The 25589-nt window shown below is 71.9% G+C and carries 21 protein-coding genes; 12 read left to right on the forward strand and 9 right to left on the reverse strand.

The window, feature by feature from the left end:
• Both DVA66_RS02275 and DVA66_RS02280 read left to right on the forward strand, forming a co-directional pair.
• Positions 1-1141 (forward strand): S1C family serine protease (locus DVA66_RS02275; RefSeq protein ID WP_114558583.1); only part of this gene is annotated, 1141 nt, incomplete at its 5' end.
• A 90-nt stretch (positions 1142-1231) separates the two neighbouring features.
• Positions 1232-1852: a DUF4232 domain-containing protein gene (locus tag DVA66_RS02280; RefSeq protein WP_157973783.1), complete on the forward strand. Its 621-nt coding sequence runs from the start codon at positions 1232-1234 to the stop codon at positions 1850-1852.
• A gap of 13 nt (positions 1853-1865) precedes the next feature.
• Here DVA66_RS02280 and DVA66_RS02285 read toward each other — a convergent pair whose 3' ends face one another.
• Positions 1866-3161 (reverse strand): glycosyltransferase, encoded by a 1296-nt coding sequence (locus DVA66_RS02285; protein ID WP_114558585.1) that lies wholly within the window; start codon positions 3159-3161, stop codon positions 1866-1868.
• A gap of 66 nt (positions 3162-3227) precedes the next feature.
• Here DVA66_RS02285 and DVA66_RS02290 point away from each other — a divergent pair, with 66 nt between their 5' ends.
• Entirely contained in the window at positions 3228-3872 is a 645-nt protein-coding gene (locus DVA66_RS02290) for a TetR/AcrR family transcriptional regulator (protein ID WP_114558586.1), read from the forward strand.
• Between the two features lie 22 nt (positions 3873-3894).
• On the opposite strand, the gene DVA66_RS02295 is transcribed toward DVA66_RS02290, so the two are convergent.
• Both DVA66_RS02295 and DVA66_RS02300 read right to left on the reverse strand, forming a co-directional pair.
• Positions 3895-4116 carry an Lsr2 family DNA-binding protein gene (locus DVA66_RS02295; RefSeq protein ID WP_157973784.1) on the reverse strand — a complete coding sequence of 74 codons (222 nt, stop codon included), beginning with the start codon at positions 4114-4116 and terminating at the stop codon, positions 3895-3897.
• 147 nt (positions 4117-4263) lie between these two features.
• Entirely contained in the window at positions 4264-11310 is a 7047-nt protein-coding gene (locus tag DVA66_RS02300; RefSeq protein ID WP_157973785.1) for a DUF7927 domain-containing protein, read from the reverse strand.
• A 463-nt stretch (positions 11311-11773) separates the two neighbouring features.
• Between DVA66_RS02300 and argE the strand changes: the two genes are divergently transcribed.
• Positions 11774-12946 (forward strand): acetylornithine deacetylase, encoded by a 1173-nt coding sequence (gene argE, locus DVA66_RS02305; RefSeq protein WP_114558589.1) that lies wholly within the window; start codon positions 11774-11776, stop codon positions 12944-12946.
• Here argE and DVA66_RS02310 read toward each other — a convergent pair.
• A complete protein-coding gene (locus DVA66_RS02310; RefSeq protein WP_198671407.1) occupies positions 12943-13779 on the reverse strand; it encodes a class I SAM-dependent methyltransferase in 837 nt (278 codons plus the stop codon). The genes argE and DVA66_RS02310 overlap by 4 nt on opposite strands.
• A 131-nt stretch (positions 13780-13910) precedes the next feature.
• Here DVA66_RS02310 and DVA66_RS02315 point away from each other — a divergent pair, with 131 nt between their 5' ends.
• Both DVA66_RS02315 and DVA66_RS02320 read left to right on the forward strand, forming a co-directional pair.
• On the forward strand, positions 13911-14393 hold the full coding sequence (locus DVA66_RS02315) for a hypothetical protein (RefSeq protein ID WP_157973786.1): 483 nt from the start codon (positions 13911-13913) through the stop codon (positions 14391-14393).
• Positions 14390-15565 (forward strand): zinc-dependent alcohol dehydrogenase, encoded by a 1176-nt coding sequence (locus DVA66_RS02320; protein ID WP_114558592.1) that lies wholly within the window; start codon positions 14390-14392, stop codon positions 15563-15565. The genes DVA66_RS02315 and DVA66_RS02320 overlap by 4 nt, the downstream gene beginning before the upstream one ends.
• Positions 15566-15622: 57 nt before the next feature.
• Here DVA66_RS02320 and DVA66_RS02325 read toward each other — a convergent pair whose 3' ends face one another.
• Both DVA66_RS02325 and DVA66_RS02330 read right to left on the reverse strand, forming a co-directional pair.
• Complete coding sequence (locus DVA66_RS02325) at positions 15623-15985, reverse strand: YciI family protein (protein WP_114558593.1); 363 nt, start codon at positions 15983-15985, stop codon at positions 15623-15625.
• A gap of 38 nt (positions 15986-16023) precedes the next feature.
• Positions 16024-16374, reverse strand: a complete 351-nt coding sequence (locus DVA66_RS02330; protein ID WP_114558594.1) for a cupin domain-containing protein — start codon at positions 16372-16374, stop codon at positions 16024-16026.
• An 82-nt stretch (positions 16375-16456) separates the two neighbouring features.
• Here DVA66_RS02330 and DVA66_RS02335 point away from each other — a divergent pair, with 82 nt between their 5' ends.
• The 3 genes from DVA66_RS02335 to DVA66_RS02345 are packed head-to-tail and all read left to right on the forward strand — an operon-like array spanning position 16457 to position 18282.
• Positions 16457-17443 carry a DUF5937 family protein gene (locus tag DVA66_RS02335; RefSeq protein WP_114558595.1) on the forward strand — a complete coding sequence of 329 codons (987 nt, stop codon included), beginning with the start codon at positions 16457-16459 and terminating at the stop codon, positions 17441-17443.
• Between the two features lie 40 nt (positions 17444-17483).
• Entirely contained in the window at positions 17484-17870 is a 387-nt protein-coding gene (locus DVA66_RS02340; protein ID WP_114558596.1) for a hypothetical protein, read from the forward strand.
• The gene (locus tag DVA66_RS02345; RefSeq protein ID WP_232821704.1) at positions 17863-18282 is read left to right on the forward strand and encodes an MmcQ/YjbR family DNA-binding protein; all 420 of its coding nucleotides are present in this window, start codon (positions 17863-17865) and stop codon (positions 18280-18282) included. The genes DVA66_RS02340 and DVA66_RS02345 overlap by 8 nt, the downstream gene beginning before the upstream one ends.
• 297 nt (positions 18283-18579) lie before the next feature.
• Here DVA66_RS02345 and DVA66_RS02350 read toward each other — a convergent pair whose 3' ends face one another.
• Positions 18580-19611, reverse strand: a complete 1032-nt coding sequence (locus tag DVA66_RS02350; RefSeq protein WP_232821705.1) for an EamA family transporter — start codon at positions 19609-19611, stop codon at positions 18580-18582.
• A 243-nt stretch (positions 19612-19854) separates the two neighbouring features.
• On the opposite strand from DVA66_RS02350, the gene DVA66_RS02355 reads away from it, so the two are divergent.
• Positions 19855-20397, forward strand: coding sequence for a CGNR zinc finger domain-containing protein (locus DVA66_RS02355; RefSeq protein WP_232821706.1), 543 nt, complete (start codon positions 19855-19857; stop codon positions 20395-20397).
• 39 nt (positions 20398-20436) lie between these two features.
• Complete coding sequence (locus DVA66_RS02360; RefSeq protein WP_198671408.1) at positions 20437-21330, forward strand: mechanosensitive ion channel family protein; 894 nt, start codon at positions 20437-20439, stop codon at positions 21328-21330.
• 197 nt (positions 21331-21527) lie between these two features.
• Here the strand turns inward: DVA66_RS02360 and DVA66_RS02365 are convergent, their stop codons facing one another.
• Together DVA66_RS02365 and DVA66_RS02370 are read right to left on the reverse strand one after the other, a co-directional pair.
• On the reverse strand, positions 21528-22118 hold the full coding sequence (locus DVA66_RS02365; protein WP_114558597.1) for a mycothiol transferase: 591 nt from the start codon (positions 22116-22118) through the stop codon (positions 21528-21530).
• A 75-nt stretch (positions 22119-22193) separates the two neighbouring features.
• On the reverse strand, positions 22194-23471 hold the full coding sequence (locus DVA66_RS02370) for an alpha-L-fucosidase (protein WP_114558598.1): 1278 nt from the start codon (positions 23469-23471) through the stop codon (positions 22194-22196).
• A gap of 335 nt (positions 23472-23806) precedes the next feature.
• On the opposite strand from DVA66_RS02370, the gene DVA66_RS02375 reads away from it, so the two are divergent.
• On the forward strand, positions 23807-25573 hold the full coding sequence (locus tag DVA66_RS02375; protein WP_114558599.1) for a type 2 periplasmic-binding domain-containing protein: 1767 nt from the start codon (positions 23807-23809) through the stop codon (positions 25571-25573).
• The last annotated feature ends 16 nt before the right edge of the window (positions 25574-25589 follow it).

The following is a 25589-nucleotide window of genomic DNA, read 5'->3' on the forward strand; positions in this document are numbered from 1 at the left end:
CACCCCGAGCGCGGGTCCCGCCGGAGCGTACGGCGCGCCAGCGCCCGTCGCGGCCTCCCAGCGCCGCCCGGGCTCGATGCGGCTGGTGGCCGTGGTCGCCGCGGTCGCCGCGCTGGTCGGCGGCACCGCCGGGGTGGGCGGGTACGCGCTGCTCGACGACGACGCCGTCCCCAGCGCGGTGCAGGTGGCCGGCGGCAACGCCCCGGTGAGCGCCCGGACCGACGGCACGGTCGCCGCCGCGGCGCAGGTGATCTCCCCCAGCACCGTGACCATCCAGGTGCAGAGCCCCGGCGGCAGCGGGGTCGGCACCGGCATCATCGTCGACCGCCGGGGCCACATCCTCACCAACCAGCACGTGGTGGCCTCCGCCGGCGGGAGTGCCCGGATCCAGGTCGTGCTCGAGGACGGCCGGACCGCCACCGCCACGCTGGTCGGCGAGTCCGCCGCCAACGACCTCGCCGTGATCCGGATCGAGGGCGGCGAGGTCGACCCGGCCTCGCTCACCCCGGCCACCTTCGCCCCCTCCGACACCGTCACCGTCGGCCAGACCGTGGTCGCCGTCGGCGCCCCGCTGGGACTGAGCAAGACCGTCACCAGCGGGGTGGTCTCCACCCTGGCCCGTCCGGTGCGCTCCGGGCTGAGCGGCGAGGCGGTCTACCAGGCGGTGCAGACCGACGCCGCGATCAACCCGGGCAACTCCGGTGGACCCCTGGTCGACCTGGAGGGACGGGTGATCGGCATCAACTCCTCGATCGCCAGCACCGCCGAGCAGGGCGAGCAGGCGGGCAGCATCGGCATCGGCTTCGCGATCCCGTCCGACGTGGCCAGCAGGATCGCCGACGAGCTGATCGCCGACGGCACCGCCGACGACACCACGCTGGGCGTCACCGTGGGCAACGACGGCTCGCAGGGCTCCGACGGCCCGGGCGCGCAGCTGCGCTCGGTCACCCCGGGCAGCCCGGCCGAGCAGGCGGGTCTGGAGGCCGGCGACGTGGTCACCGCCGTGGACGACGTGCCCACCGGGACGGCCGACGCGCTGATCGCCGCCATCCGGTTCCACGCCCCCGCGACCACGGTGACCATCACCTACCTGCGCGACGGCCGGGAGCAGACCACGCAGGCCACCCTGGCCGCGTCCTGAGCCTGCGGGGACCCCGGCCGCAGCGGCTGCGCGATCCGTGGGCAGCCCCGATGGGCGCACCGTCTTGGTCGCAGCGTCCATGATGTCGGCGTGCACCGAGCAGCAGTGGCCGCCGTCGTCGCGGTCGCGGCCGCGCTGTCGGCCTGCCAGGCCACGACGCTGCAGGCCGTCCCGGAGAACCAGGCGCCCAGCCGGATCCCCGCTCCCCCGACGACGGCGCCCGCGCCGGACACCGACCGTCCGCCGAGCGACCCGAGCCGCGGCGCCACCCCGCCCCCGCCCCTGGGCGGCGGGTGCTCCGGCAGCACCGAGCCGGTGCTGGCCAGCAGCCGGATCGAGCCCGCGCTGGGTCACCGCCACCTCGTCCTCGGTGTCACCAACTGCACCGAGCGGCCGCTGGTGCTGGACGGGGCGCCGGCCCTCGTCGTCCGCGACGGCACCGGCGAGCTGCTCGACCCGACCGTGACGTCCGACCCCTCCTCGCCACCGACCCGGCACACCCTGGCCCCGGACGCCTCGGCCTACCTTCAGCTGCACTGGCTCGCGGCGGCGACCCCCTCCTCCCCCGACGCCGGGCACGAGCTGGTGGTCACCGCGCCCACGCAGCCGCCGGTCACCCTCACCCTCCGCGACCAGCTCGACCTCGACGACGCCAGCACCATCGAGGTGCACGACTGGGCGCCGACCGTCGCCGAGGCCGTCCAGCAGTGACCGGCCCGCCCGTTCAGGAGCTGACGGCCACCGACCCGCCGAGCCCGGCCAGCACGGCGTCCAGCCCGGCCAGCCCGGGGGCACCTGCGATCTCGGCCCCGATCCGCGCTGCCGCGGTGCGGTAGGAGGGGTCGCTCAGCACGGTGTCGACCGCCGCCGCGACGTCGGCGTCCGCGGCCCGGTCGGTGCGCAGGTTGATCCCCGCCCCCGACCACCCGACCCGCGCGGTCACCTCGAGCTTGTCCTCGGTCTGCCCGGCGACCACCAGCGGGACGCCGTGCGCGAGCGCCTGCTGCACCCCGCCGTAACCACCGTTGGTGACCATCACGTCCACCAGCGGCAGCAGCCGGTCGTAGGGCAGGTACTCCGCGACCCGGACGTTGCCGGGCAGGTCGTCGCCGAGCATCGCCACGGGCCGGCCACCGGTCGAGACGACGACCAGCGCGTCGCGGTCCGCGAGTCCCCGCACCGTCGGCAGGATGAGCTGCTCGGGATCGCTGTTGGCGATGGTGCCCTGGGTGACGTGCACCACCGGACGCCCGCTCTGCAGCTCGGGCCACCAGGCCGGTACGGCGACCTCGGAGACGGCCGGCGGGAGCGGCCCGACGAAGTGCACGGTCGCCGGCAGGTCGCTGCGCGGGTACTCGAAGCCCGGCACCGTGAACTGCACCAGCGCATCGGCCGTGGAGGTCCAGTCCATCAGGAAGCGGCGCAGCGGGGCGCCCGCGGTCGAGCGGAACAGCGCCTCGGCCTCCCGCTGCACCGAGCCGAACACCACCCGGGACGCCACCACGTTGAGCACGACGTTGCGCACCCGGCCCAGCGGGCCCGGCACCGGCGTCAGCCCGAGGCCGAACGGTGCGGCGTCCCGGCTCATCGCCCCGAGCGGGAAGATGCCCAGCGCCACCACCGGCGGACGGGTCGCCCGCGGCCGCGCGGTGAGCATCGCCGCACCCACGAACAGCGGTTCGGTGAGGACGGCGTCGACCGGCTCGCTCGCCAGCACCGCCTCCAGGGCCGCCAGCTGGGCCGGCGCCGGGCGCAGGAACAGCTGACGCAGGTCGAACCGCAGCGCCGCCGGGCCACGGAGGCCGGCCCGTCCGGGCAGGTCGGCGGCCCGGTCCAGGTCGATGTCGGCGTCGGCGGGCAGCGGGACGAGCCGGGCGCCGGCGGCCTCGACCCGGGCCCGGTAGCGCTCGCTGGTGAGGACGAGCACCCGGTGCCCGGATGCGTCGAGGTGCCGGGCGACCGCCACCAGCGGCAGGACGTGGCCGTGGGCCGGTGTGCAGCAGATCAGGAACGTGGACATCGCAACTCCCCCTAAGATGAATACCGCAACGAAGTATTGAGTACACCGTGGAGGTAGTCAATAGGTATGGCGGGACGTCGTGCGTACCGGTCCGAGCTGCGCGCCCAGCAGGCGGAGGAGACCCGGCGGAGGGTGGTGCGCGCGGCCGCGGAGCTCTTCGCCCGGACCGGCTACCAGAGCACCACGCTGGCCGCCATCGCCCGCACGGCCGGGGTGTCGACGGAGACGGTGAAGGGTCAGGGCTCGAAGGCCGCGCTGCTGCTGGCCGCCTTCGAGACCACCTTCGCCGGCAGCGAGGGCCGGACCTCCCTCGCCGACACCGAGGTCGGGGCGGGTGTCCTCGAGGTGCCCGACGAGCAGTTCCTCCCGGCGGTCGTCGAGATCCTGGCCACGGCCAACGAGCGGGGCCACGCGCTGTGGACGGTCGTCCTGGCCGCGGCGCTGTCCGACCCCGTGGTCGCGGAGGCGCTCGAGCAGATCCTGCAGCGCCGCCACGCCGACCTCCTCCGGCTGCTGGACGAGCTGCGCCGGCGCGGGATCGCCTCTCCCGACGCTCCGGACTCGGTGGCGGCCGAGCTGTCCTTCCTCGGCTCCCCAGAGGCCTGGCAGCAGCTGGTGGTCCAGTCCGGGTGGGCGCGGGAGGCCTACACGGCGTGGCTGCTCCGCTCGGTCACGGCGGCAGCCGCCCGGGCTGGCGGCCAGCCGGACTGAGGCTCGTCGCGACGACTCCGGGTCATCCCCCGTGGGCGGCGCGGTAGGCCGCCTCGACCTGCACCGAGATCCGTCCCTGGTCGCTGACCGGGTAGCCGTTGGCCCTGGCCCAGTCCCGCACCACGGCGGCGGGCTGACGGGGGACGGGGCCGCTGCTGTCGCCATGGCCGGTGCTGAGGCCGTCCACCAGCGGCTTCTCGACCCGTCGCCCGACCATGATGGAGCCCCCCTGTGTCACGTCCACGCCCTCCTCGCCGCCACCGGGATGGTGCCGCTCAGCTGCGGAGCGGCGAGAACCTCCCGGCGAGACGCTGATGGTGCTCCTGAGGCACCGCGCACGGGGTGCGCGGTGCCTCAGGGTGCGACCCGCAGGTCGCTGTCCTTCAGCCGATCACTCCTCCAGCCGGAGCCCGGCGAGCCGACGGCGGCGGGCCACCAGCACCCCGCTGCCGATCAGCACCAGCACCAGGCCGCCCAGCAGGGCCGCGACCATCGCCGACGGCGCACCGGTGTCGGGCAGCTGCCCGCCATCCGGAGACTGGGCCGGCGGCTGGTCGGGAGCCGGCGGCTGCTCCGGATCCGGAGCAGGAGCCCCAGGCTCCTGGACCGGGTTCTCGGTGCAGAGCTCGCTGCCCTCGACGCACTCGGCACCGGCCGGGGACTCCTGACCGGTCGGGGTGACGAAGTTGACCAGCCGGTGGTCACCCTGCTCGTCCCAGTCCCGCACCTGGACGGTGTAGCTGACCGTCACCGTCTGGCCAGCGGCCAGGGTGCCCTGGACGGTGTACTGGTCGTCGCCCTCGGCGACGGTCAGCACATCCTCCGACGGGGTCGGGAACTCGGTCACCGTGGCGTCGTCGAGCACACCGGCCATGTGGTCGGTGTGGTCCACCACACCCTCACCGGCGCCGGTGTTGGTGAAGGTCAGGGTGTAGGACAGCTCATCACCCTGCTGCACCTCCGACCCGGTGGCCGGGTCGACCGACTTCGACACCGTGATGTCGGAGACGGGGTTGAAGGTGCAGTCCTCGCCCTCGCAGACCGGCTCGGACGGGCTGTCCTCCTCCGGGTCGAGCAGGAAGTTCGCCAGCTGCGAGTCCCCCTGCTCGTCGGGAGCCAGCACCGTCACCGTGTAGGACACGGTCACGGTCTGACCCGCGGCCAGCTCACCGGTGATGGTGTAGCGGTCCTCAGCCAGCTCCGACACCGACAGGGCGTCATCGGAGGCCACCGGCTCGGAGGTGATCTCGGCATCATCCAGCACGTGGGTCAGGTCATCGACCCGATCCACGCTGCCCGCCGCGCTGCCCTCGTTGCTGAAGGTCAACGTGTAGGTCAGCTCGCTGCCGGCCTGCACCGAGGCACCCGTCTCCGGATCCACCGACTTGCTGTCGACGACCTTGGCCGCCGGGTTGGTGGTGCAGTCCTCACTACCCTCCTCACACACCGGCTCCTCCGGAGTCGGATCGGCCGGGTCGAGCAGGAAGTTCGCCAGCGCACCATCACCCATCGCCTCGGCGTCCTTGACCACCACCGTGTAGGTGACCGTCACGGTCTGGTCCGCAGCCAGCTCACCGGTGATCGCGAACCGACCATCGACGACCTCGCCCACGCTCAACGCGTCGTCGGAGGCCGTCGGGCCCTCGACCAGCTGGGCATCATCCAGCAGGTGGCTCAGGTCATCGACCCGGTCCACCACAGCCGGCGCCTGACCGATGTTGGCGAAGGTCAGCGTGTAGGTGAGCTCCTCACCCGAGGCCACCTCGCTCCCGGTCTCCGGATCGACCGACTTGGAGTCGACGACGTTCGGGATCGGGTTGAAGGTGCAGTCCTCGCTGCCCTCCGCACACACCGGCTCCTCAGGAGTCGGATCAGCCGGATCGAGCAGGAAGTTGGCCACCTGCCCATCACCCAGCTCCGCCGCCTCGTCGATGGTGGCCGTGTAGGAGACCCTGACGCTCTGACCGGCCGCCAGCTCACCGGTGACACCGAACCGTCCGTCCACGATCTCCGAGACCGTCAGCGACTCATCCGAAGCCGTCGGCTCGGTGGTGATGGTGGCGTCGTCGAGCAGGTGGGTCAGGTCATCCACCCGATCCACCGCACCGGCCGCGCTGCCCTCGTTGCTGAAGGTCAGCGTGTAGGTCAGCTCCTGACCCGGCTCCACCTCGGTCCCGGTCTCCGGAGCCACGCTCTTGGAGTCCAGCACCTTCGGCGCCGGGTTGGTCGTGCAGTCCTCGCTGCCCTCCTCACACACCGGCTCCTCAGGAGTCGGATCGGTCGGGTCGAGCAGGAAGTTCGCCAGGGTGGCGTCTCCCATGTCCTCGGCCTCCCGCACCACCACCGTGTAGGTGACCGTGACGGTCTGGTCGACCGCCAGGTCACCGGTGACGGTGAACCGGCCGCCGACGATGTCGGACACCGTCAGCGCGTCGTCCGAGGCGGTCGGGCCCTCGACCAGGTCGGCGTCGTCCAGCAGGTGGGTCAGGTCGTCGACCCGATCCACCGCACCGGCGGCGGTGCCCTCGTTGGTGAAGGTGAGCGTGTAGGTCAGCTCCTCACCCGAGACCACCTCGGTCCCGGTCTCGGGGTCCACCGACTTGGAGTCCAGCACCTTCGGCGCCGGGTTGCTGGTGCAGTCCTCGTCGCCCTCCTCGCACACCGGCTCCACGATCGGCGGATCGGTCGGGTCGACCAGGAAGTTCGCCAGGGTGGCGTCTCCCATCTCGTCGGCGTCCCGCACCACGACGGTGTAGGACACCGTGACCGTCTGGTCCGCAGCCAGCTCACCGGTGATGGTGTAGCGACCGGCGACCAGCTCCGACACCGACAGCGCCGGGTCAGAGGCCACCGGGACACCGACCAGATCCGCGTCGTCCAGCACGTGGGTCAGGTCGTCGGCCCTGTCGACCGCGCCCGGGCCCTCACCGATGTTGGCGAAGGTCAGGGTGTAGGTGATCTCCTGACCGGAGAGCACCGCCGTCCCGGACTCCGGGGCCACGGACTTGGAGTCCACGATCTCAGCGACGGGGTTCTCGGTGCACAGTCCGTTGCCGTCCTCGCACTCCGTCGGCGGGTCGACGACCCCCGGCGGGAGGACGAAGTTGCCCAGGACGTTGTTCCCGCGCTCACCGTCAGGCAGGACCTCCACGGTGTAGGTCACCGTGGAGGACTCGCCAGCCGGGACCGTGCCGGTGACGGTGAACCGGTCATCGGTGATCGCCGAGACCGTCAGGTCCTCGTCCGAGGCACTCGGGCCCTCGGTCACCTCCGCGTCGTCGACCACGTTGGTCAACGCATCGGTCCAGCCGTCGACGACCGCCTCGGCGATGCCGTTGTTGGCGAAGGTGATCGTGTAGGTCAGCTCCTCCCCCGCGCTCACCGTGGTGCCCGAGGCCGGGTCGACGGTCTTGGTGACCTCCAGCAGAGCACCGGGAACGGTCACCCGATCACAGGGCAGCCCGGTCTCCGGGTCCAGCCCGTTCTCATCGGCCGGGTCGCACGCCGGGGTCGGCGGGGGGGTGTCGCAGTTCGGGTCATCGGCCCCGCACTGCGGGCCGAAGGCCACGTTGACCAGCTCGGTGTCACCGGCACCGGTGTAGGTCACCGTGTAGGTGATCGTCACCGTCTCGCCCACGGCCAGCTCACCGGCCCACGTGATCAGCGGGTCGGAGAAGGTCGGCGCCGCACCCAGGTCCGCAGTCAGGCCGTCCGGGCCGGTGGCATCGTCCAGCACCGCCGACAGATCATCCAGCACCACCGCCGGACGGGTCGCCGTGAACGGCGCCTCACCGGAGTTGGTCGCCGTCACGGTGTACCCCACCGTCTCCCCGACACCGGGCAGCTCGGTCCGGTCGGCGGTCTTGGTGATGTCCAGCTTCGGCAGCAGGAACTCCACGCTGTCGCAGGCCAGACCGGTGGCCGGGTCCACTCCGTCCACACACTCCTGCGGCGGGGTCGGGTCGCAGTCGGGCTCATCGGCCGGGCACACCGTCTGGAAGGCGGTGTTGTCCACCGACTGGTCCCCCGCCCCGGTCAGAGTGACCGAGTAGGTGATCGTCACCGTCTCATCCGGAGCCAGCGCACCGGACCACGTGAGCCGCGGCTCGGCGTAGGACACGGTCCCGCCGGTGGCGGTCTCGTCGTCGTTGTAGGTCGCGTCGTCCAGCACCCCGGACAGGTCGTCCTGGACCCGAGCCGGGTCCTCAGCGGTGTAGGCGACCTCACTCGGGTTGTGCACCGTCACCGTGTAGGTGACCGTGTCACCGATGCGGGTCTCCGCGGTCGCACCGAAGGTCTTGTCCACCTCCAGCGAACGCACCAGCACCGCGTAGTCCTCGACCTCACCGGCACCGGCGTTCCCCAGCGGGGAACGGTCGGTCTCGGTGCCCGGGAACAACCGGAACCGGGCGAAGACCCCCGAGGTCGCGGTCGCAGCCGGGAAGGTCAGGGTGTAGTCGGCCGTGCCGGAGCTCGCCGGCACCTCGACCGTGACCCGCTCGGACTCCTCGAAGGAGCCGTCACCATCCAGGTCGACCCACCCGGCCAGCGTCGCCGCCGCACCGGTGTCGTTGGTCGCCGAGACCGAGACCACCGGCGCGTTGGCCGAGATCTGGATCGGGCCGCTGACCGCGTCCTCGTCGTCCGCGCCGGTCGTGTCGTCCCCGTCGGCGTCCGGGGTCGGCACGCCGTCGAGGTCGATGTCGATGCTGGAACCCAGCATCAGCGGAGCCGTCCCGGTGGCCGCGTCGTAGTCGGGCACCCCGTGCCGCGGACCGTCGTCGACCAGCTCCGTGCCGTAACCGGCCGGCGCGTCACCGAAGTCGATCGGCAGCGGCGCGTTCGCGCACCGTGCCCCGTCGTTGCCGGCAGAGATCGGACCCTCCGGAGCCAGCAGCGCCGCAGTGTTCGTCTCGGTGTCGACCCGCCAGATCTCACCGGTGCTGTTGTAGGAGGCGTAGAGGTTGCCGTTCGGGTCCGCGAACGTCGCACCGGTGACGTTGTCACTCACCGGACCCAGGTCCACCGGGGTGGTCCAGGTGTGGGTGGTGATGTCGAAACCGATCAGGGAGGTGCTGCCCAGGGCCGCGTTGGCCGGCAGACGCCACAGCTTGTTCGTGCCCGGGACGAAGGCCCAGTCCACACCCGAGGTCAGACCCGGGGTGGGGGCGTTGCCCCAGTCCACGAGCGTGTTGGTGGCCAGATCGACCTGGAACCAGTCCCCGTTGTTGGGGTTGTAGGACCAGTACTGGTTGTTCGGATCCACATCACCCACGGCCCCACCACCGGGGAAAGCGGCCACCGCGTCGGCATCGCCCGTGGGCATGCCGAGGAAGACCACGCTGCCGTCCGAGCCAACCCGAACCAGACCGGTGCGACTCGTGTCGGGGTGGGTGCCCCAGCCGTAGATGTAGTCGTCCTGGACGTTGTACCCGACGCCGTTGACCGTCCAACCCTCCACGATCTGCGGGGCCGGGGTGTCTCCGGTGACCAGGTCGACGTTGACGATGTTCAGCGGCGGCGTCGCGTTCGGGTTCTGGAACAGCAGACCCGTCGGCTCGCACTGCCAGATCGCCTGCTCGGCGAAGGTCACCGCGTGGTCCTCGACCTCACCGCCCAGCACGTGGCCGGTGGGCGAGGGGTCCGTGATGTCACCCGGGAAGAGCCGGAAGCGAGCCATCGAATCGCTGGACCCGGTGGCGACCTGGGGGAACTGCAGCGTGTAGGTGTCAGCGCCCGAGCCGGCCGGGACCGGGACGAGAACCCGCTCGGAGTCCTCGAAGGTGCCGTCGGCGTCCAGGTCGACCCAGCCGGCCAGGGTGGCCGGCTCACCGGTGTCGTTGGTGGCCGCGACAGTGACCGTCGGCCCGCTGAAGGTCAGCTCGTCGGGAGAGACGAGACCGTCCTCGTCGGCGCCGTCGCCGTCGGCCGCCGCTCCGGGCTGACCGTCGGTCTCGCCGTCGACGTCGGCGCCGAGGCTCAGCCCGGGCACGATGTTGTGGCGGGCGCCGTCGTCGGCCAGGAGCGTGTCGTAGGACTCCGGCGCGTCACCGAAGTCGACCTCGTACTGGCACTCGAACAGGTGGAAGTCGTCGAAGTTGACCCACGTCTGACCAGCCACGGTGCCGTCCGCTGCGGGATCGGCGTTACGCACCTCCACCCGCAGGTACGACCAGGGCTGGCTGGCGTTCAGCGTGAACTCGACCTGCTCCCACTCAGGGGTGGCACCCGCACCGGGGAACTCGGTGACGGGCGTCGAGAAGAGGGGCTCGGAGTTGGCCGGGGTCGGAGCAACCACATTCGTGCCGGGGATGGAGCCCACGTCGGGATCGCTCACGCCGAAGAACTGCATGTAGCCGTCGCCCTGGCGGCTGTAACCGCCGGCGGCGATCGAGTAGTAGCCGACGTAGGTCGACAGCGGGTCCAGCGGCGCGAGCAGGGTGTTCGTCGCCCCCTCGCCCACGCCACCGCTGGAGTGCCCACCCATGAAGCCGTAGCCCTCGGCACCAGCACGCAGCGGCATCGTCGCTGCGCCGGGGCCGGAGTCGAACGTCGGTGAGAAGTAGTGGTACTGACCGCCCGTGGGGTGGCTGTCCTGCCACCCGGTGGCGAAGCCGATCGTGCTCGCCGCTGAGCTGTTCTGGAAGTCGCCGGTGCGGCTCTCGAAGCTCGGGTTCTGAATCAGGTCGACCGGGACCAGCGTCCCGCCGGGACCACAGACGGGCGGGTCGGGCTGGACGGACACGGTGAAGGAGTGGCCGTCGCCGCTGGTCGCCTCGTCGATGTCCGTCAGGTCGATGGAGATGGAGTCGAAGGTCCCGGTGAGCTGGACGGAGCCGCAACCAGCGGGCGGGAGGGCGTCGTCATCGGCGTTACAACCCGCGCCGTTCGCAGGGACGTTGGTCTCGTTCGCTGTCGAGCCGACGACCTCCAGGGCGTCGTTGCCCGAGAGCTTGGTGAGCGTGCCGTCCTGGAACCGCCACTGCGCCGCATCCAGGTTGTACAGGTGGAAGACGGGGTCGGTGACGGGCTGGTCGAAGGTGATCGTCATCGTGCCCGTCACCGCGTTGTCGGGACATACCGTGCTCGATCCGACCGAGAGCATCTCCACGGGATCCGGCAGGGCCGGTGTGTACCAGGCCCCGGGGAAGTTCGGCGCCGCCCCTGCGGACATGCTGGCGATGGCGCCGATGTTGGTCGGTGACCCTCCATCGGGGGTGCCGCACTCCGTCGGCTCGAGCTCGACGGTGCCGGTGGTGCCGTCGGAGAAGGTGAACACGGCATTCGGGCCAGGCGTGGTCCAGTCGGCGTAGTCGGTCGCACCGGCCGCGAGGACGTCGACCGTGTCACCAGGTTCTGCGGTCGCCACGGGCGCCGGGGCCGCGATCAGCCCCACTGCGCTCAGCATCGAGGCCAGCATCGCCATCGATGCGGTCACACCAACAGCCTTCCGGAAGCGGCTCACCGATCCGGTAGGTGCCGCCGTCAGTTCCTTGCTCATGTCACCCGATCTCTAGAGGGGGGGTCGCAGCCCGCCGTCCGGAACGTGGAACCCGGAGCGGACGACTGCGCTGCCCATCTCTTCCGAGATGGACCTGCGCCATAGATATCGCCTGCAGAGCGAGCCCCGGCAGGGCTAAGCGTGAACTTGGCCCCCCTCTTAGCCCCCTGGTGGCCCGCTGCGCACCCGTCCCGAACCTGCTCCCCACCGACCGTGGGCGCGCCCCGACGCCGGCCGGTGCTCGAGCCCACGGAGACAGCCCCGGCGAGGACGCCCCAGCTGGAGCTGGTCCTCGTGACGTCGCGGCTGCGCAGCGAGGCGTCACGAACGAGGTCGCGGGTGCCGCCTGCCGACGACCTGAGCCTGGGCGGCTGCCCGTGCTGGCGACTAGGGTCGCCCCGTGACCGACACCCCACGCTCGCTCGAGTGGATCGAGCGTCTCGTCCGCATCGACACCACCAGCCGCGGCTCCAACCTCGAGCTGATCGAGGTGGTCGCCGAGGAGCTGCGCCGCCACGGCGTCGAGCCCGACATCCGGCCCGACCCGACGGGGCAGAAGGCCAACCTGCTGGCCACCATCCCGGCCGCGGACGGCAGCCGCACCGGCGGGGTGGTGCTCAGCGGGCACACCGACGTCGTCCCGGTCGACGACCAGGAGTGGACCAGCGAGCCGTTCCAGCCGGAGGTCCGCGACGGACGCCTGTACGGGCGCGGCACCTGCGACATGAAGGGCTACCTCGGCGTCATCGTGGCGGCCCTGCCCGAACTCACCTCGGCGCGGCTGCGCGAGCCGGTGCACCTGGCCTTCAGCTACGACGAGGAGCTGGGCTGCCTGGGCGGCTGGCCGATGGTCGAGGCGATCGGCGAGCTCGGGCTGGCCCCGCGGGTCTGCGTGGTGGGCGAGCCCACCTCGATGCGGGTGGTCCGCGGGCACAAGTCGGTCAACACCGTGCACGTGACCTTCACCGGCGTCGCCGCGCACTCCTCGCTCACCCCGCAGGGCGTCAACGCCATCGAGCACGCCGCCCGCTTCATCACCGCCGTCCGCGGGATCGCCGACGGCTGGCGCGCCGACGGCCCGCACGACGAGGCCTACCTGGTGCCGGCCAGCACCGCCAGCGTCAACATCGTGCACGGCGGGATCGCCGGCAACACCGTCCCCGACCGCTGCCGGATCGAGCTGGAGTTCCGCACCATCGACGCGGTCGACCCGCAGCAGGTGGTCGACCGGCTCCGGGCCGAGGCGGCCGAGATCGAGCAGCAGATGCAGGCCGAGCAGCCCGGCGCCCGCGTCCAGGTCGACGTCCCGGCGATGGTGCCCGGGCTCGACACCCCCACCGACTCCCCCGCTCTCGCGATGCTCCGCGACCTCGGGCTGGAGGTGGCGGAGGGGAAGGTCACCTACGGCACCGAGGCCGGCCAGTTCGCCGGCACCGGGATCGCCACGGTGGTCTGCGGCCCCGGTGACATCGCCCAGGCCCACGCCGCCGACGAGTACGTCGAGCTGAGCCAGGTCGAGGAGTGCGAGCGTTTCCTCGACCGGCTCGTCGCGTCCCTGGCAGAGGACGGCTAGAGCCGGTAGCGCAGCACCCGTCCCATCGTGCGGAAGGCGGGCACGGCCAGCGCCACCTTCAGCTGCCGGCGCATCTTCGGCGACAGCCGGTCGCGGACGTCCTCGGTGACCATGTCCTCCACCCCGGCCACCTGCAGCAGGGTCATCCCGAGCGCCTCCAGCGCGTGCGGGTCGTCGATCCCCCAGCCGAGCACCGCGCGGCTGCGGCGCACCACCCGGTTGAGCACCTGCAGCCGGATGCCGAGGGTGGAGTAGGTGTCGAAGACCGCCTCGCCACCCGGTCCCTGCCGGCCGAAGCGGTCCGACAGCCGGGTGAGCAGCGCGGCCCCGGTCTCGGGGCGCAGGTACATCGTCAGCCCCTCGGCCACCACCAGGGTCGGACGCCCGTAGGGCACCTCGTCCAGCCACTCCCGTCCGGTGACGTCGGCGGCGACCGCGTGCTGGTGCTCGTCCGCGGGAGGGAGCACCCGGGCGCGGACGTCCATCACGTCGGGCTGGTCCACCTCGTACCAGTCGACCTCCGGCCCGGGCCGCAGCCGCTGGTAGCGGGTGTCCAGCCCGCAGCCCAGGTGCAGCACCACCGCGTCGGGGTGCTCGTCGAGGAAGGGCCGGCACCAGCGGTCGACCAGTCGCGCCCGGAGCGCGATCGACAGCGCCAGGTCCGCGTCCACCCCGAGCCGGTCGACGTCGGCGTCCACCCGGGACAGGGCCTCGGCGGCCCAGCGGTCGCCCAGCACCGGCTCGTCCAGCCCGGCATCCAGCGCCCGTCCGGCCAGCGTGCCGAGCATCGTCAGCTGCTCACCCTGCAGGGACACCCGCTGCACACCCGTCATGGTGGTGAGTCTGCTCCGCTGCGACGCCGGTGTCAGCAGCCCGCGGCCACCCCGCCTCCTCCGTCGGGGACGGTTCGGCGTCGACGGACGGGGTACGTGCCGGGCCGGGCAGACGACGGGCGGAGCAGTAGATGAGACTGGGGACGAGCGTCGTGGTCGGCGCGCTCGGGGTGGGTGCGGCCGCGCTGGTGCGGCGGCTGTGGACGAGGACGTCGACGCAGGCCGACGGCGCGACGACGCGCGAGCGGTGGCTGGTGGTCACCGTGGCGCTGCCGCAGGAGGAGGCGGCTCCCGACGGGCGCCTGCCCGAACCGCTGGCGGAGCTGGGCGACCGGATCGAGGTCGAGGTGCGGCCCGCGCCGGGCGACAAGGGCACCGAGATCGCGGCCCGCTACCGCGACCCGAAGGAGGAGCACGCCGGGCTCGCGTCGCGGGTCGAGGGCGAGTCACCGCGCCAGCAGCTGCGCTCGGCGCTGCGGCGCAGCAAGCAGCTGCTCGAGGTCGGGGAGGTGCTCCGGGTCAGCCCGGCCCCGCACGGGGAACGCAGCGCCACGCCGGGCGGCGCGCTGCAGGAGTTGGTCACCGAGGTCGGACGCAAGGAGGGACGGCTGTGAGGGCACTGTGCTGGACCGGGGTGAACAAGCTCTCGGTGGAGACCGTCGACGACCCCCAGCTGCTCAACTCCGAGGACGTCATCGTCAAGGTCACGTTGGGCACCAGCTGCGGGTCGGACCTGCACCTGATCGGGGGCTACATCCCCTTCATGCGCGCCGGGGACATCCTGGGCCACGAGTTCATGGGTGAGGTGGTCGAGGTCGGCTCGGCGGTACGCAAGCACCAGGTGGGCGACCGCGTGGTGGTCTGCTCCTTCATCGCCTGCGGGCGCTGCTGGTACTGCCGCCAGCAGCTGTTCTCGCTGTGCGACAACGGCAACCCCAACCCCGCCATCACCGAGGCGCTGTGGGGCTTCGCGCCCGGCGGCTGCTTCGGCTACTCCCACGCCATGGGCGGCCACGCCGGCAGCCACGCCCAGTACGTCCGCGTCCCCTACGCCGACCACGGTGCGTTCCCGGTGCCCGACGGCGTGGACGACATGACCGCGCTCTTCGCCTCCGACTCCGCCGCCACCGGCTGGACGGGCGCCGACCTGGGTGAGGTGCGTCCCGGTGACACGGTCGCGGTCTGGGGTGCCGGCGGGGTGGGCCAGATGGCCGCGGCCGCCGCCTGGGCCCGCGGTGCGGAACGGGTGGTCGTCATCGACCGGCTGGTCAACCGGCTGCAGCAGGCCGAGCAGCACGTCTCGGCCGAGACGCTCAACTACGAGGAGACCGACATCGGCGGCGAGCTGCGCGAGCTGACCGGTGGGCGCGGACCGGACGTCTGCATCGAGGCGGTGGGGATGGAGGCCCACACCACCGGACCGATGCAGGTCTACGACCAGGTCAAGCAGCAGCTGCGGCTGCAGACCGATCGGCCGAGCGCGGTCCGGGAGGCGGTGCACGCCTGCCGCAAGGGAGGCACGGTGTTCACCCTCGGCGTCTTCGCCGCCGTCGTCGACAAGTTCCCCCTCGGCGCCGTGATGAACAAGGGGCTGACGCTTCGGGGGGCGCAGATGCACGGGCACCGCTACATCCCCGAGATCCTCGAGCGGATGGAGGCAGGCACGCTGAAGACGTCCCACCTGGCCACCCACGTGATGTCGCTGGAGGACGCGCCGAAGGGCTACCAGATGTTCAAGGACAAGGAGGACGGCTGCGTCCGCGCCGTCTTCCGCCCCCACGACTGACGCCCCGGGGGACGACACAGGGGGTGCGGACGTCCGCACCCCCTGCGCACCGCCGGCTCACTGCAGCGCGCGGACCTCGATCCGGCTCTGCAGCGCGGCCGAGCACCGCTCGGCCCAGCCGAGCGCCGTCTCCTGGTCGGGGGTCTCGATGATCCAGAACCCGCCGACGTACTCGCTGGCCTCGACGAACGGCTGGGGCAGCCGCTGCACCTCGGGCCCGGTGGCGTCCACGGTGACCGCGGTCGACGGCGGGTGCAGACCGCCGGCGTGGACGAACGCTCCGGCGTCCTGCAGCGCGGTGTTGAAGTCGTCGACGGCGGCGACCAGCGCCTCGAGCTCGGCAGGGTCCATCTCCTGCATCGACTCCATGGTCGGCTCGTCGGCGGTGTCGTGCGGGATGGTGAGGAAGTACTGGGTCATGGTCGTGCTCCGTTCTGGTCGTGGGGGTCGGGGGTGGCTCAGGCCTCGTCGGCCCACTCCTGGATCATCACCGGGCTGGCGTGGATGCAGACGATCCGCAGCGTCCCGGTGCCGGTGTTGGTGAAGCGGTGCCAGACGTTCGCGGGGGCGACGGCGGTGTCACCGGCCCGGGCGACGACGGTCTGGTCGCCGACGACGATGGTGGCCTCGCCCTCCAGCACGCTCCAGGTCTCGTCGTAGGGGTGGCGGTGCAGACCCGGGCCCTGACCGGGGTCGGAGGTGACCAGGAAGAACGAGACGGTCGAGCCGTAGGGCTCGCCCTCGAACCTCAGGGTGCGGCTCTGGCCGACGCGGATGGCCTCTGCCGGGATCGCGAGCGTGGTGGTCATGATGCTTCTCCTCTCGGTGGAGCCGGGTGCTCCGATGGCTCCACCCTCGGCGCGGGAGCACCGGGCTGACTACGCTTTCGACGTGCATCGAAAGCTGGTCGAGTTCCGGCTGGGCTCCAGCGACCTCTCGGCCGTCCGGTTCGGCATCTCCCCTGGTCACGAGCTGGTGCACGCGATCCGCGTGCTGCTGCACCCGCAGACCGCCCCGCTGCACTGGGGCTGGTTCCGGACCCTGCCGAAGCCGCCGGCCGCACCCTTCCGGCTGATGGCGGTGGTCGCGGGCGCCGAGGGCTACCTGCCGGACTTCCTCACCGCCACCCCGTCGGGCGACATGACCCCGGAGGAGGAGGCGGCGCGGCTGCGGGAGGTGCCCGCCGAGCGGCTGCAGGTCGACCTGCACAAGCGGGTGCTGCGCTCCACCGGGACGGTCCAGGACGAGCTGCGGAGTCTGCTCGCCGACCCCGACCGGGCGCGCGTCCGGATCGCCGCCGCCTGGCAGGAGGTGTGGGACGCCCTGCTGGCGCCGGTCTGGCCCCAGCTGCTCCGGCTGATGCGCGCCGACGTCGCGGTCCGCGCCCGCCGGATGAGCGATGCCGGGCTCGCCGAGATGGCCAGCACCCTGCACTCGACGGTCAGCTGGGACGACGAGGTGGTGCAGGTGCAGATGCGCGCCCACGAGGAGGTGGTCGACTGCGGCGGCACCGGGCTGGTGCTGGTGCCCTCGGTGATGATGAACCCGCGCGGCTGCTCGGTGCTCACCGAGAAACCCGCCCAGCCGACGATCTTCTACCCCGCGCACGGGGTGTCGGAGACCTGGCACCGTGACGGCGCCGACGCGCTGGCAGCGCTCACCGCGCTGCTCGGGGCGGCGCGGGCACAGCTGGTGCTCGAGCTGCAGCAGCCGCTGTCGACCTCGGAGTGCGCGCGGCTGACCGACCTGGCGGTCTCCACCGCCTCCCACCACCTCAGCGTGCTGCGCGACGCCGGTCTGGTCGACAGCCGGCGCACCGGGGGGCGCGTCCTGCACACCCGGACGCCGCTGGGTGAGGCGCTAGCCGGGGTGGGCTGAACCCGCTCGCGCCGACCGGTCCGCCGGGTGAAGATGGGGTATGCCCCACGCGATCCGACTGGTGACCTACGTCGACCCCGACGAGAGGACCAGCCCCACCTGCTTCTCGGTCTCGGCCCGCCTCGAGGCGGTGCTCGACACCGGTGATCAGGTGGTGCTGCTCGACGACCGCGGCTGGGGTGGTGGCGGCTGGAGGCGCGTGCCCGTCGAGGAGATGGAGGAGACGGCCCGGACGGTCGTCGGACCGGACGAGCCGGCGCCGGGCGACACGGAGGAGCAGGGGGTGGCGATGTACTGGGCGATGCTCTCGCGCACGCTCACCGCCGCCGGCGCCCCCACCGACCCGGACGTCCTGCGCCGGCTGCCGCACGACGTGGTCCTCGCCGCGGACGTCCGCCGCCTGATGGACGGCGGGCACGGTGGCTGAGGACCGGCCGGCCACGGTGGAGGACCTCCGCCGCTGCGCCGGGGCGATGCCGCACGTGACGGTGCAGCGTGCGGACACCGACCGCCCCGTCTACCAGGTGGGTGGGAAGTCCTTCGTGTTCTTCCGCACCCCGAGCCCCGACGCCGTCGACCCGGAGACGGGTGAGCGCTACGACGACGTCATCGTGCTGTGGGTGGCCTCGGAGGAGGAGAAGCAGGTGCTGCTCGCCCAGCCCGGCACGCCGCTGTTCACCACCCCGCACTTCGACGGCCACCGCTCGGTGCTGCTGCGCGGATGCGATGTCGGCCGGTTCAGCCGGCAGGAGGTGTTCGAGCTGGTCGCCGACGCCTGGCTCTCCCAGGCCTCCAGGCGGCGCGCCCGCGCCTGGCTCGACCAGCAGGGCCTCCGCTGACGGCGGACCGTCCGCTCGCCCTTCGACAGGCTCAGGGCGCTGGGGTCGACTCCGCGGAGAGGGTGACCACAACGGGCTGAGCCTGTCGAAGCCCGAGCCTTCCCGCCCTTCGACAAGCTCAGGGCGCTGGGGTCGACTCCGCGGAGAGGGTGACCACAACGGGCTGAGCCTGTCGAAGCCCGAGCGTTCCCGCCCTTCGACAGGCTCAGGGCGCTGGGGTCGGGTCCACGCGGATCGGAACGGTCCGACTGACGCCACCCCAACGGGCTGAGCCTGTCGAAGCCCGGGCCCGGACGCTCAGACGCCGGTGGCTGAGCGTTCCTCCACCAGGGACGACCGGGTCGACCTGGCGCGAAGGCGGCGGGCCGAGAGCACCTCGTCCAGCTTCACCGCCACCACGCCCAGCATGATCACCGCCCCGCCGACCAGCTGACCCCCGGTCGGCAGCTGCCCGACGAACAGCCACGCCACCGCGACGGCGAAGACCACCTCGAACAGCCCCACGAACGAGGCGAGCGGGGCGCCGAGCCGTCGGGTCGCTGCGATGCCGGTGGCGTAGGCGAGCGCGGCGGCCACCAGCGAGATGCCCAGCAGCGGCACCAGCGGGCTGGTCGCGACCCCCACCAGCACCACCGGCTCCGACGACCAGGCGAACGGCAGCAGCCCGACCGCGCCGACCGCGCCGAGCACCACGGCCGCGCTCAGCAGTCCGCCGGCGGCCAGCACCAGCGGCGGCAGCCCGTCGTCGGTGCGTCCCGACATCAGGAAGTAGGCCGCGAGGGTCACCGCCGCCCCCAGCCCGAACAGGACGCCGACCGGGTCGAGCCGCATCCCGGCGAAGACGTCGAGGACCAGCACCAGACCGCCCATCGCCACGCCTGCGCCGGCCAGCCGCAGCCACCCCGGACGCCGGCGGGTGCGCGCCCACACCAGGGCGACGATGAGCACCGGCGCGGTGTACTCCAGCAGCAGCGCCACCCCGACCGAGAGCCGGCTGACGGCGTAGAAGTAGCAGAGCTGGCAGGCAGCCATGGTGACCGCGCCGTAGAGGACGATCCGCGGCCAGCGGGTGCGCAGCAGCCCGAACCGGCCGCGCAGCTGCCACAGCGCCGGCCCGAGCAGGGCCAGCCCGCCGAGGGCGAGCCGGACGGTGACCAGGGCACCGGGCGTCCAGCCGCTGGCCAGCAGCGCGGCGGCGAAGGCGCCGGAGGTGGAGAACGCGGCGGCGGAGAGGACGGCGAGCAGCGCACCGGCGCTGGCCGGGCTCGGACGGTGGAGCGCCCGGGCTCCGGGGACGGTGCCGACGTCGGGCAGGGGCACAGCACTCACCAGGTCACCTCCACGATCCGGACCGGGCCCCACCAGCCGACGCGCAACCGCCCGGCGTCAGGAGCCAAAGGAGTCATGCTCCTGACACTAGAATGCTCGGACGTCATGGGTCAACGGTGCTTCGCTCCTGACGAGTGCGCCGCGGGTGGGCTGCGTCACGGCGCTGGTGGCGGGGCGCGGTCGCGCTAGCCTCGGGAGGCGTCCGGAACGAGCAGCACGACCGATGAGCGGGGGAGGGGAGCCGTGGCGATCTTCGCGGCCGACACCGAGGTGGCGCTGGCCTGCGCGGCCGACCTCATCACCACCGCCGGCGACCCCGACACCCTGAGCACGCTCGACGAGCTGACCGACTTCGTCCGACGCTGGCAGTACACCGGCCGCGTCACCCGCACCCGGGCCGAGCTGGACGAGGTCCGTGCCCTGCGCCCGGTGCTGCGCGAGCTGTGGGAGGCCGAGGAGGACGACGCGGTGGCGCTGACCAACCGGCTGCTCGCCGAGGCCGGGGCCACCCCGCAGCTGGTCCGCCACGACAGCTGGAGCTGGCACCTGCACGCCACCACCCCCGACGCGCCGCTGGCCACCCGGATAGCGGTGGAGACGGCGATGGCGTTCACCGACGTCATCCGCAGCGGTGAGCTGTCCCGGCTGCGCACCTGCTCCGGTCAGGGCTGCGACGACCCCGTGCTCGACCTCAGCAAGAACCGCTCCCGGCTCTACTGCGACACCAGCTGCGCCAACCGGACGCACGTGGCGGCCTACCGCGCACGCCAGGCCGGCACCGCCTGAGACCCTTCCCCCTCCCCGTCCACCCGAGAGGAGACGCCTGTGCCCCCGATCCCCCAGGCCCTCAACCTGGTCTGGCCCGACACCGCCATCACCATCGCCGTGATCCTCCTCGCCGCGGTGGTGGTGCGGCTGCTGCTGGCCCGGGCCATCACCCGGATCGTCGCGGCTGCGGTCAGCCGCAGCGAGCGGCACACGCTGAAGTCGCCGGGCGGCCGGCTGCTCAAGCACACCACCGGCATCGGCAGCGAGCGCTACAAGCAGCGCGCCGAGACCCTGGGCTCGCTGCTGCGCAGCGTCAGCACCGCGCTCATCGTGGTGCTGACCGTGCTCACCATCATGAGCGAGGTCGGGCTGCCGCTCGGGCCGCTGCTGGCCTCGGCGGGGATCGGCGGCATCGCGCTCGGCTTCGGCGCCCAGAGCCTGGTCAAGGACTACTTCGCCGGCATCTTCATGATCATCGAGGACCAGTACGGGGTGGGCGACTTCATCGACACCGGTGAGGCGACCGGCACGGTGGAGGAGGTCACCCTGCGGGTGACCCGGCTGCGTGATGCGACCGGCGTCGTCTGGTACGTCCGCAACGGCGAGATCGTCCGGATCGGCAACCAGTCGCAGGGCTGGTCGACCGCGATCGTCGACATCCCGGTGGCCTCCACCGAGGACCCGGCCCGCGTGATCGAGCTGCTCCGCGGCGCCGTCGCCGACGTCGCCCGGGAGGAGCAGTTCGCCGAGGACATCATCGAGGACCCGGCCGTGGTGGGGGTCGACTCCATCGTCGGCAACACCATGACGATCCGGATCCTGGGCAAGACCAAGACCAACGCGCAGTGGGCCCTGCAGCGGGAGATCCTCGAGCGCTGCCAGACCACGCTCGCCGCCGCCGGCGTCAAGGGGCCGCCGGTCGTCCCGGGCGCCCCCCTCCCCGCGGTGTGACGAACTTGACGAATCGGCGGCTCCGGCCGCGTCCACGCGTGGGCCGTGTCGACAGCGGAAGTGCGGATCGGTTAGTGTCATGCCTGTCGGATCCGTCTATCCCCCGAGGACGGATCCGACCTTGACTTTCTTGACAGGTTCGACGCCGGTGCGGCTCTCCGCACCGGCGTCGTCCTGTTCCTGGCGCAGGTCGCCCCTCAGGCTCCGGACGGCGTCCAGGGGGTGAACCAGTCGCTGGCGGGCCAGCCGTCACGGGTGCCCATGAGCTGGTACATGGTGGCACCGTCGATGCTCTCGCGGATGAGGTCGGCGTGACCGGCGTGCCGGCCCACCTCCTGCACCAGGTGGAGCAGCACCCAGCGCACCGACCAGCCGTCGACCCCCTGGGGCCACCACGGTGCGTCGTCGGGGACCGGGACGAACGCGTCCAGGTCGAGGGTCGGGACGACCTCACGGACCCGCCGGCCGAGCTCGTCGAGCCGGGCGTCCCAGCTCTCCGCGGTGTCGGTCTCGCCGACGAGGAAGTCGCTGCCGTAGTCCTCCGCGGTCTGCTCGGCGTCCCCGGCGAAGCGCCCGGGGGCGGCCTCGGCGCGCTGCAGCCAGCCCAGCGCGGTGGCGTGCGCGTGCGACATCAGCCCGCCGATGCTGAGCGTGGAGGCCGTCGGGGTGGCGCGCAGCTGCTCGGGGGTCAGCCCGAAGCCGGCGTTGCGGATGCCGTCGAGCTGGGCGACGACGTAGTCGGCGAGCAGGGTGTGCTCGGAGCTGCTGGGAGCGACGGTGCCGGGCATGGTCGGGGTCCTCTCTGTCGGTGATGACCCCAGTCCACACCCGGTTCCGGCCAGTTCCTGTCCGCTAGCCCCGGCTCACTGCAGGAAGATCTCCACCACCGGCAGCGCGACCTGCGGCGGGCGGATCGGCAGGGTGAGGGTGACGGTGCCCGCCGGCTGGCCGCCCATCGAGGTGTTCTGCGCCACCTGGTCCGGGTCGGCCTCGGCGAAGGCGATCTCCGAGGCGTCGTTCATCAGCTGGGCGTAGGCCACCTTCCCGGCGAGCCCGGGCAGGTGCACGTGCCGCATCGGCCAGGCCAGCAGGTGCAGGTAGAGCCGGTCGCCGCGCTGGGTGTAGACCGCTCCGGGCGGCGGGGTGAACTCCGACGGCCCGGCGCCGTAGATGGACGCGGAGTGCAGGTCCATCCACTGCCCGATCTCGGCCAGCCGGGCGACGTCCGGCGGGTCGATCTCGCCGCGGCCGTTGGGGCCGACGTTGAGCAGCAGGTTGCCGCCCTTGGACACGCCGTCGACGAGCATCCGGATCAGCAGGTCGACCGGCTTGGCGTCGAGGTTGTCCCGGTCGTAGCCCCAGCTGCCGTTGATGGTCTGGCAGGCCTCCCACACCACCGGCTCGCCGTCGCGCAGCATCGGCCCCGACGGCTGGTACTGCTCCGGCGTGACGAGGTCGCCGGGGATGTCGAGGCGGTCGTTGACGATGATCCCCGGCTGCAGCTCCCGCGTCATCGCCATCAGCTCCTCCGATCCCCACGCCTCGCGACCCTTCCCCGGGAAGCGGAAGGCCGGCGGACGGCCGTCGGGGTAGGAGAAGTCGTAGAACAGGTAGGAGATCTCGCCGTAGCTCGTCAGCAGCTCGCGCACCTGGCCGTGCAGGTACTCCCGGTACCTCGCGATGTCGCGGCCCTCGTTGAGCTTCTCCGCGTCCGGGTGGTCGCGCAGCGGGTGCACGTCGTCGATCGGGAAGTCCGGGTGGTGCCAGTCGATCACCGAGTGGTAGAAGCCGACCTTGAGCCCCGCACCGCGCACCGCCTCGACGAACTCCGCGACCAGATCACGTCCGGCCGGCGTGTTGGTGGCCTTGTAGTCGGTGAGCGCGGAGTCCCACAGGCAGAAACCCTCGTGGTGCTTGGTGGTGAGCACGACGTACTTCATCCCAGCACCCTTGGCGGCCTCGGCCCACTTCACCGGGTCGTAGCGGTCCACCAGGAACCGCTCGGCGTACTTCTCGTAGCGCTCGGGCTCGATCCGCTCCCGGTTCTGCACCCACTCGTGCCGTGCCAGCAGGCTGTACAGCCCCCAGTGCACGAACATGCCGAAACGGTCGTGGGTGAACCACTGCTGGTCCTCGGGCATCGATGCCAGTCCTCTCACGGCGCCAGGCCGGCGATCCGATCGAGCGGACGCCAGCGCCAAGTCATCGGATCACTTTCGGGTGGTCGTCATGCTGGCACGTCGTCCGGGCGTCGTCCAGACCCCACCGGCGCCTTTCCCGGACGCCGTTCGGGGCCGTGCGAAGCCAGAGGCGTCTGCACTGATGACGGCGCGGTCGACTACCGGTCGCGCGTGGGGACCACCCCCATCGTGCTGCCCAGAACTTCTCACCACAAGTGGTTGATCTTTCCGGGCAAACATCAGATGCTTCCAGGCAAAGGTCGGAGCGGTCCGACCCTGGCCACAAGGAAGTGCCCATGTCCCCGAACGTCTTCTCCTCCCAGCTGAGCCGGCGGAACCTCCTCCGCGGATCCGCGGTCGGCCTCGGCGCCCTGGCTGTCGGTCCGACGCTGGCGGCCTGCTCCGGCGGTGGCGACGACCCCAACGCCCCGGCCGGGATCGACGACGTGCCGAAGATCGAGCTCGGCCCGCCGCGTACCGACATCACCTACCCCGAGGGCTACATCGGGCCGCGGGCGCACGACCGGGCACCGTTCGGCGACGGCACCACGACGTTCCGGGTGGTGGTGCCCCAGGACGCCACCAACGTCGGCGACTGGGCGACCAACGCGACCTCGGCGGAGATGGAACGGCGCACCGGGCTGAAGATCGAGTACGTGCCGGTGCTGGTCCGCGGCACCGACGGCTCCATCGACATGACCAAGATCAACGCGATGCTGGCCAGCGGCGACCTGCCCGACGCCTTCCTCGGCATCCCCTTCACCACCGCCCAGCTCTCGCTGTACGGCCAGCAGGGCCTGTTCGTCGCCCTCGACGACTACATCGAGACCTACGCGCCGATGACCCGCCAGGCGATGGCGGAGTACCCCGACCTGCGGGGGCTGAAGGTCAGCACCGACAACAAGCTCTACACGATGCTCGGCGTCAACGACTGCTACCACTGCCGCTCGTCGAACAACCGCGCCTGGATCTCGCAGAGCTACCTGGACAAGGTCGGCGGGACGATGCCGGAGACCACCGACGACCTGCGCGAGCTGCTGCTGGAGTTCAAGAACCAGAACCCCTCGGGCAAGCCGGGCTTCCTGCCCTTCGCCTCCTCCGAGTCGACGCCGATCGACACCTACTTCATGAACGCGTTCACCTACAACCCCGGCAACCCCGGCGGGAACCGGACCGGTGGCTGGCTGCGGCTCAACGGCGGCACGGTGGAGTTCGTGGCCAACACCCCGGAGTGGCGGGAGGGTCTGCGCTACCTGCACCAGCTGGGCCAGGACGGCACCCTCACCCGAGCCGCCTTCTCGATGAAGGACACCGAGCTGCAGCAGAACGGCAACAAGGGCCTGGTCGGCTTCGCCCGGGCCTACTGGTGGGGCTCGTTCTTCAACCCCATCAACCTCGACATGGACGAGCCCTGGCGCGACTACGTCGCGGTGCCGCCGCTCAAGGGCCCGGCCGGGGTGCAGTACACCGGCTGGGACTACTACGGCTACTACACCGACGCCCTGCAGATCACCTCCGCCTGTTCCAACCCCGAGCTGCTCGTGCAGTGGACCGACCACATGATGGATCTCGAGGCGACCATGTGGACCTACGCCGGCATCAAGGACGACAACTGGAGCTTCGACAACAGCGGGAAGGGCATCAACGGCAAGAGCTCGCTGTTCGCCAACAAGCTGTTCCCGGCACCGGCCGGCCAGTCCTGGGGGCAGTACGCGGTGATGTACCGCTCCTCGGACTTCCGCCTCGGCGAGAAGGTCGACCCGAGCGCGCCGACCTTCGAGGCCGGGCTGTACGAGGCGGGTCAGGCCTACGAGGCCTACGCCCAGCCCAAGGAGATGCAGCTGCCGCCGCTGATCATCGCCGACGCCGACGCCGCCGCGGTGGCCGACACCGCCACGGCCGTGACCGCCGCGGTGAAGACCGGGCTGGCGCAGTTCAGCCTCGGTGAGCTGGACCCGAACAACGACGCCGACTGGCAGAGCTACACCGACCAGTTCACAGCGATGGGCATCGACGCCTACCTGCAGGCGCACCAGACCGCCTACGAGAGCCGGCCCGCATGAGGCGCGGAGGCGAGCG

It is taken from the genome of Desertihabitans aurantiacus, from assembly GCF_003344635.1.
GTDB lineage: Bacteria > Actinomycetota > Actinomycetes > Propionibacteriales > Propionibacteriaceae > Desertihabitans > Desertihabitans aurantiacus.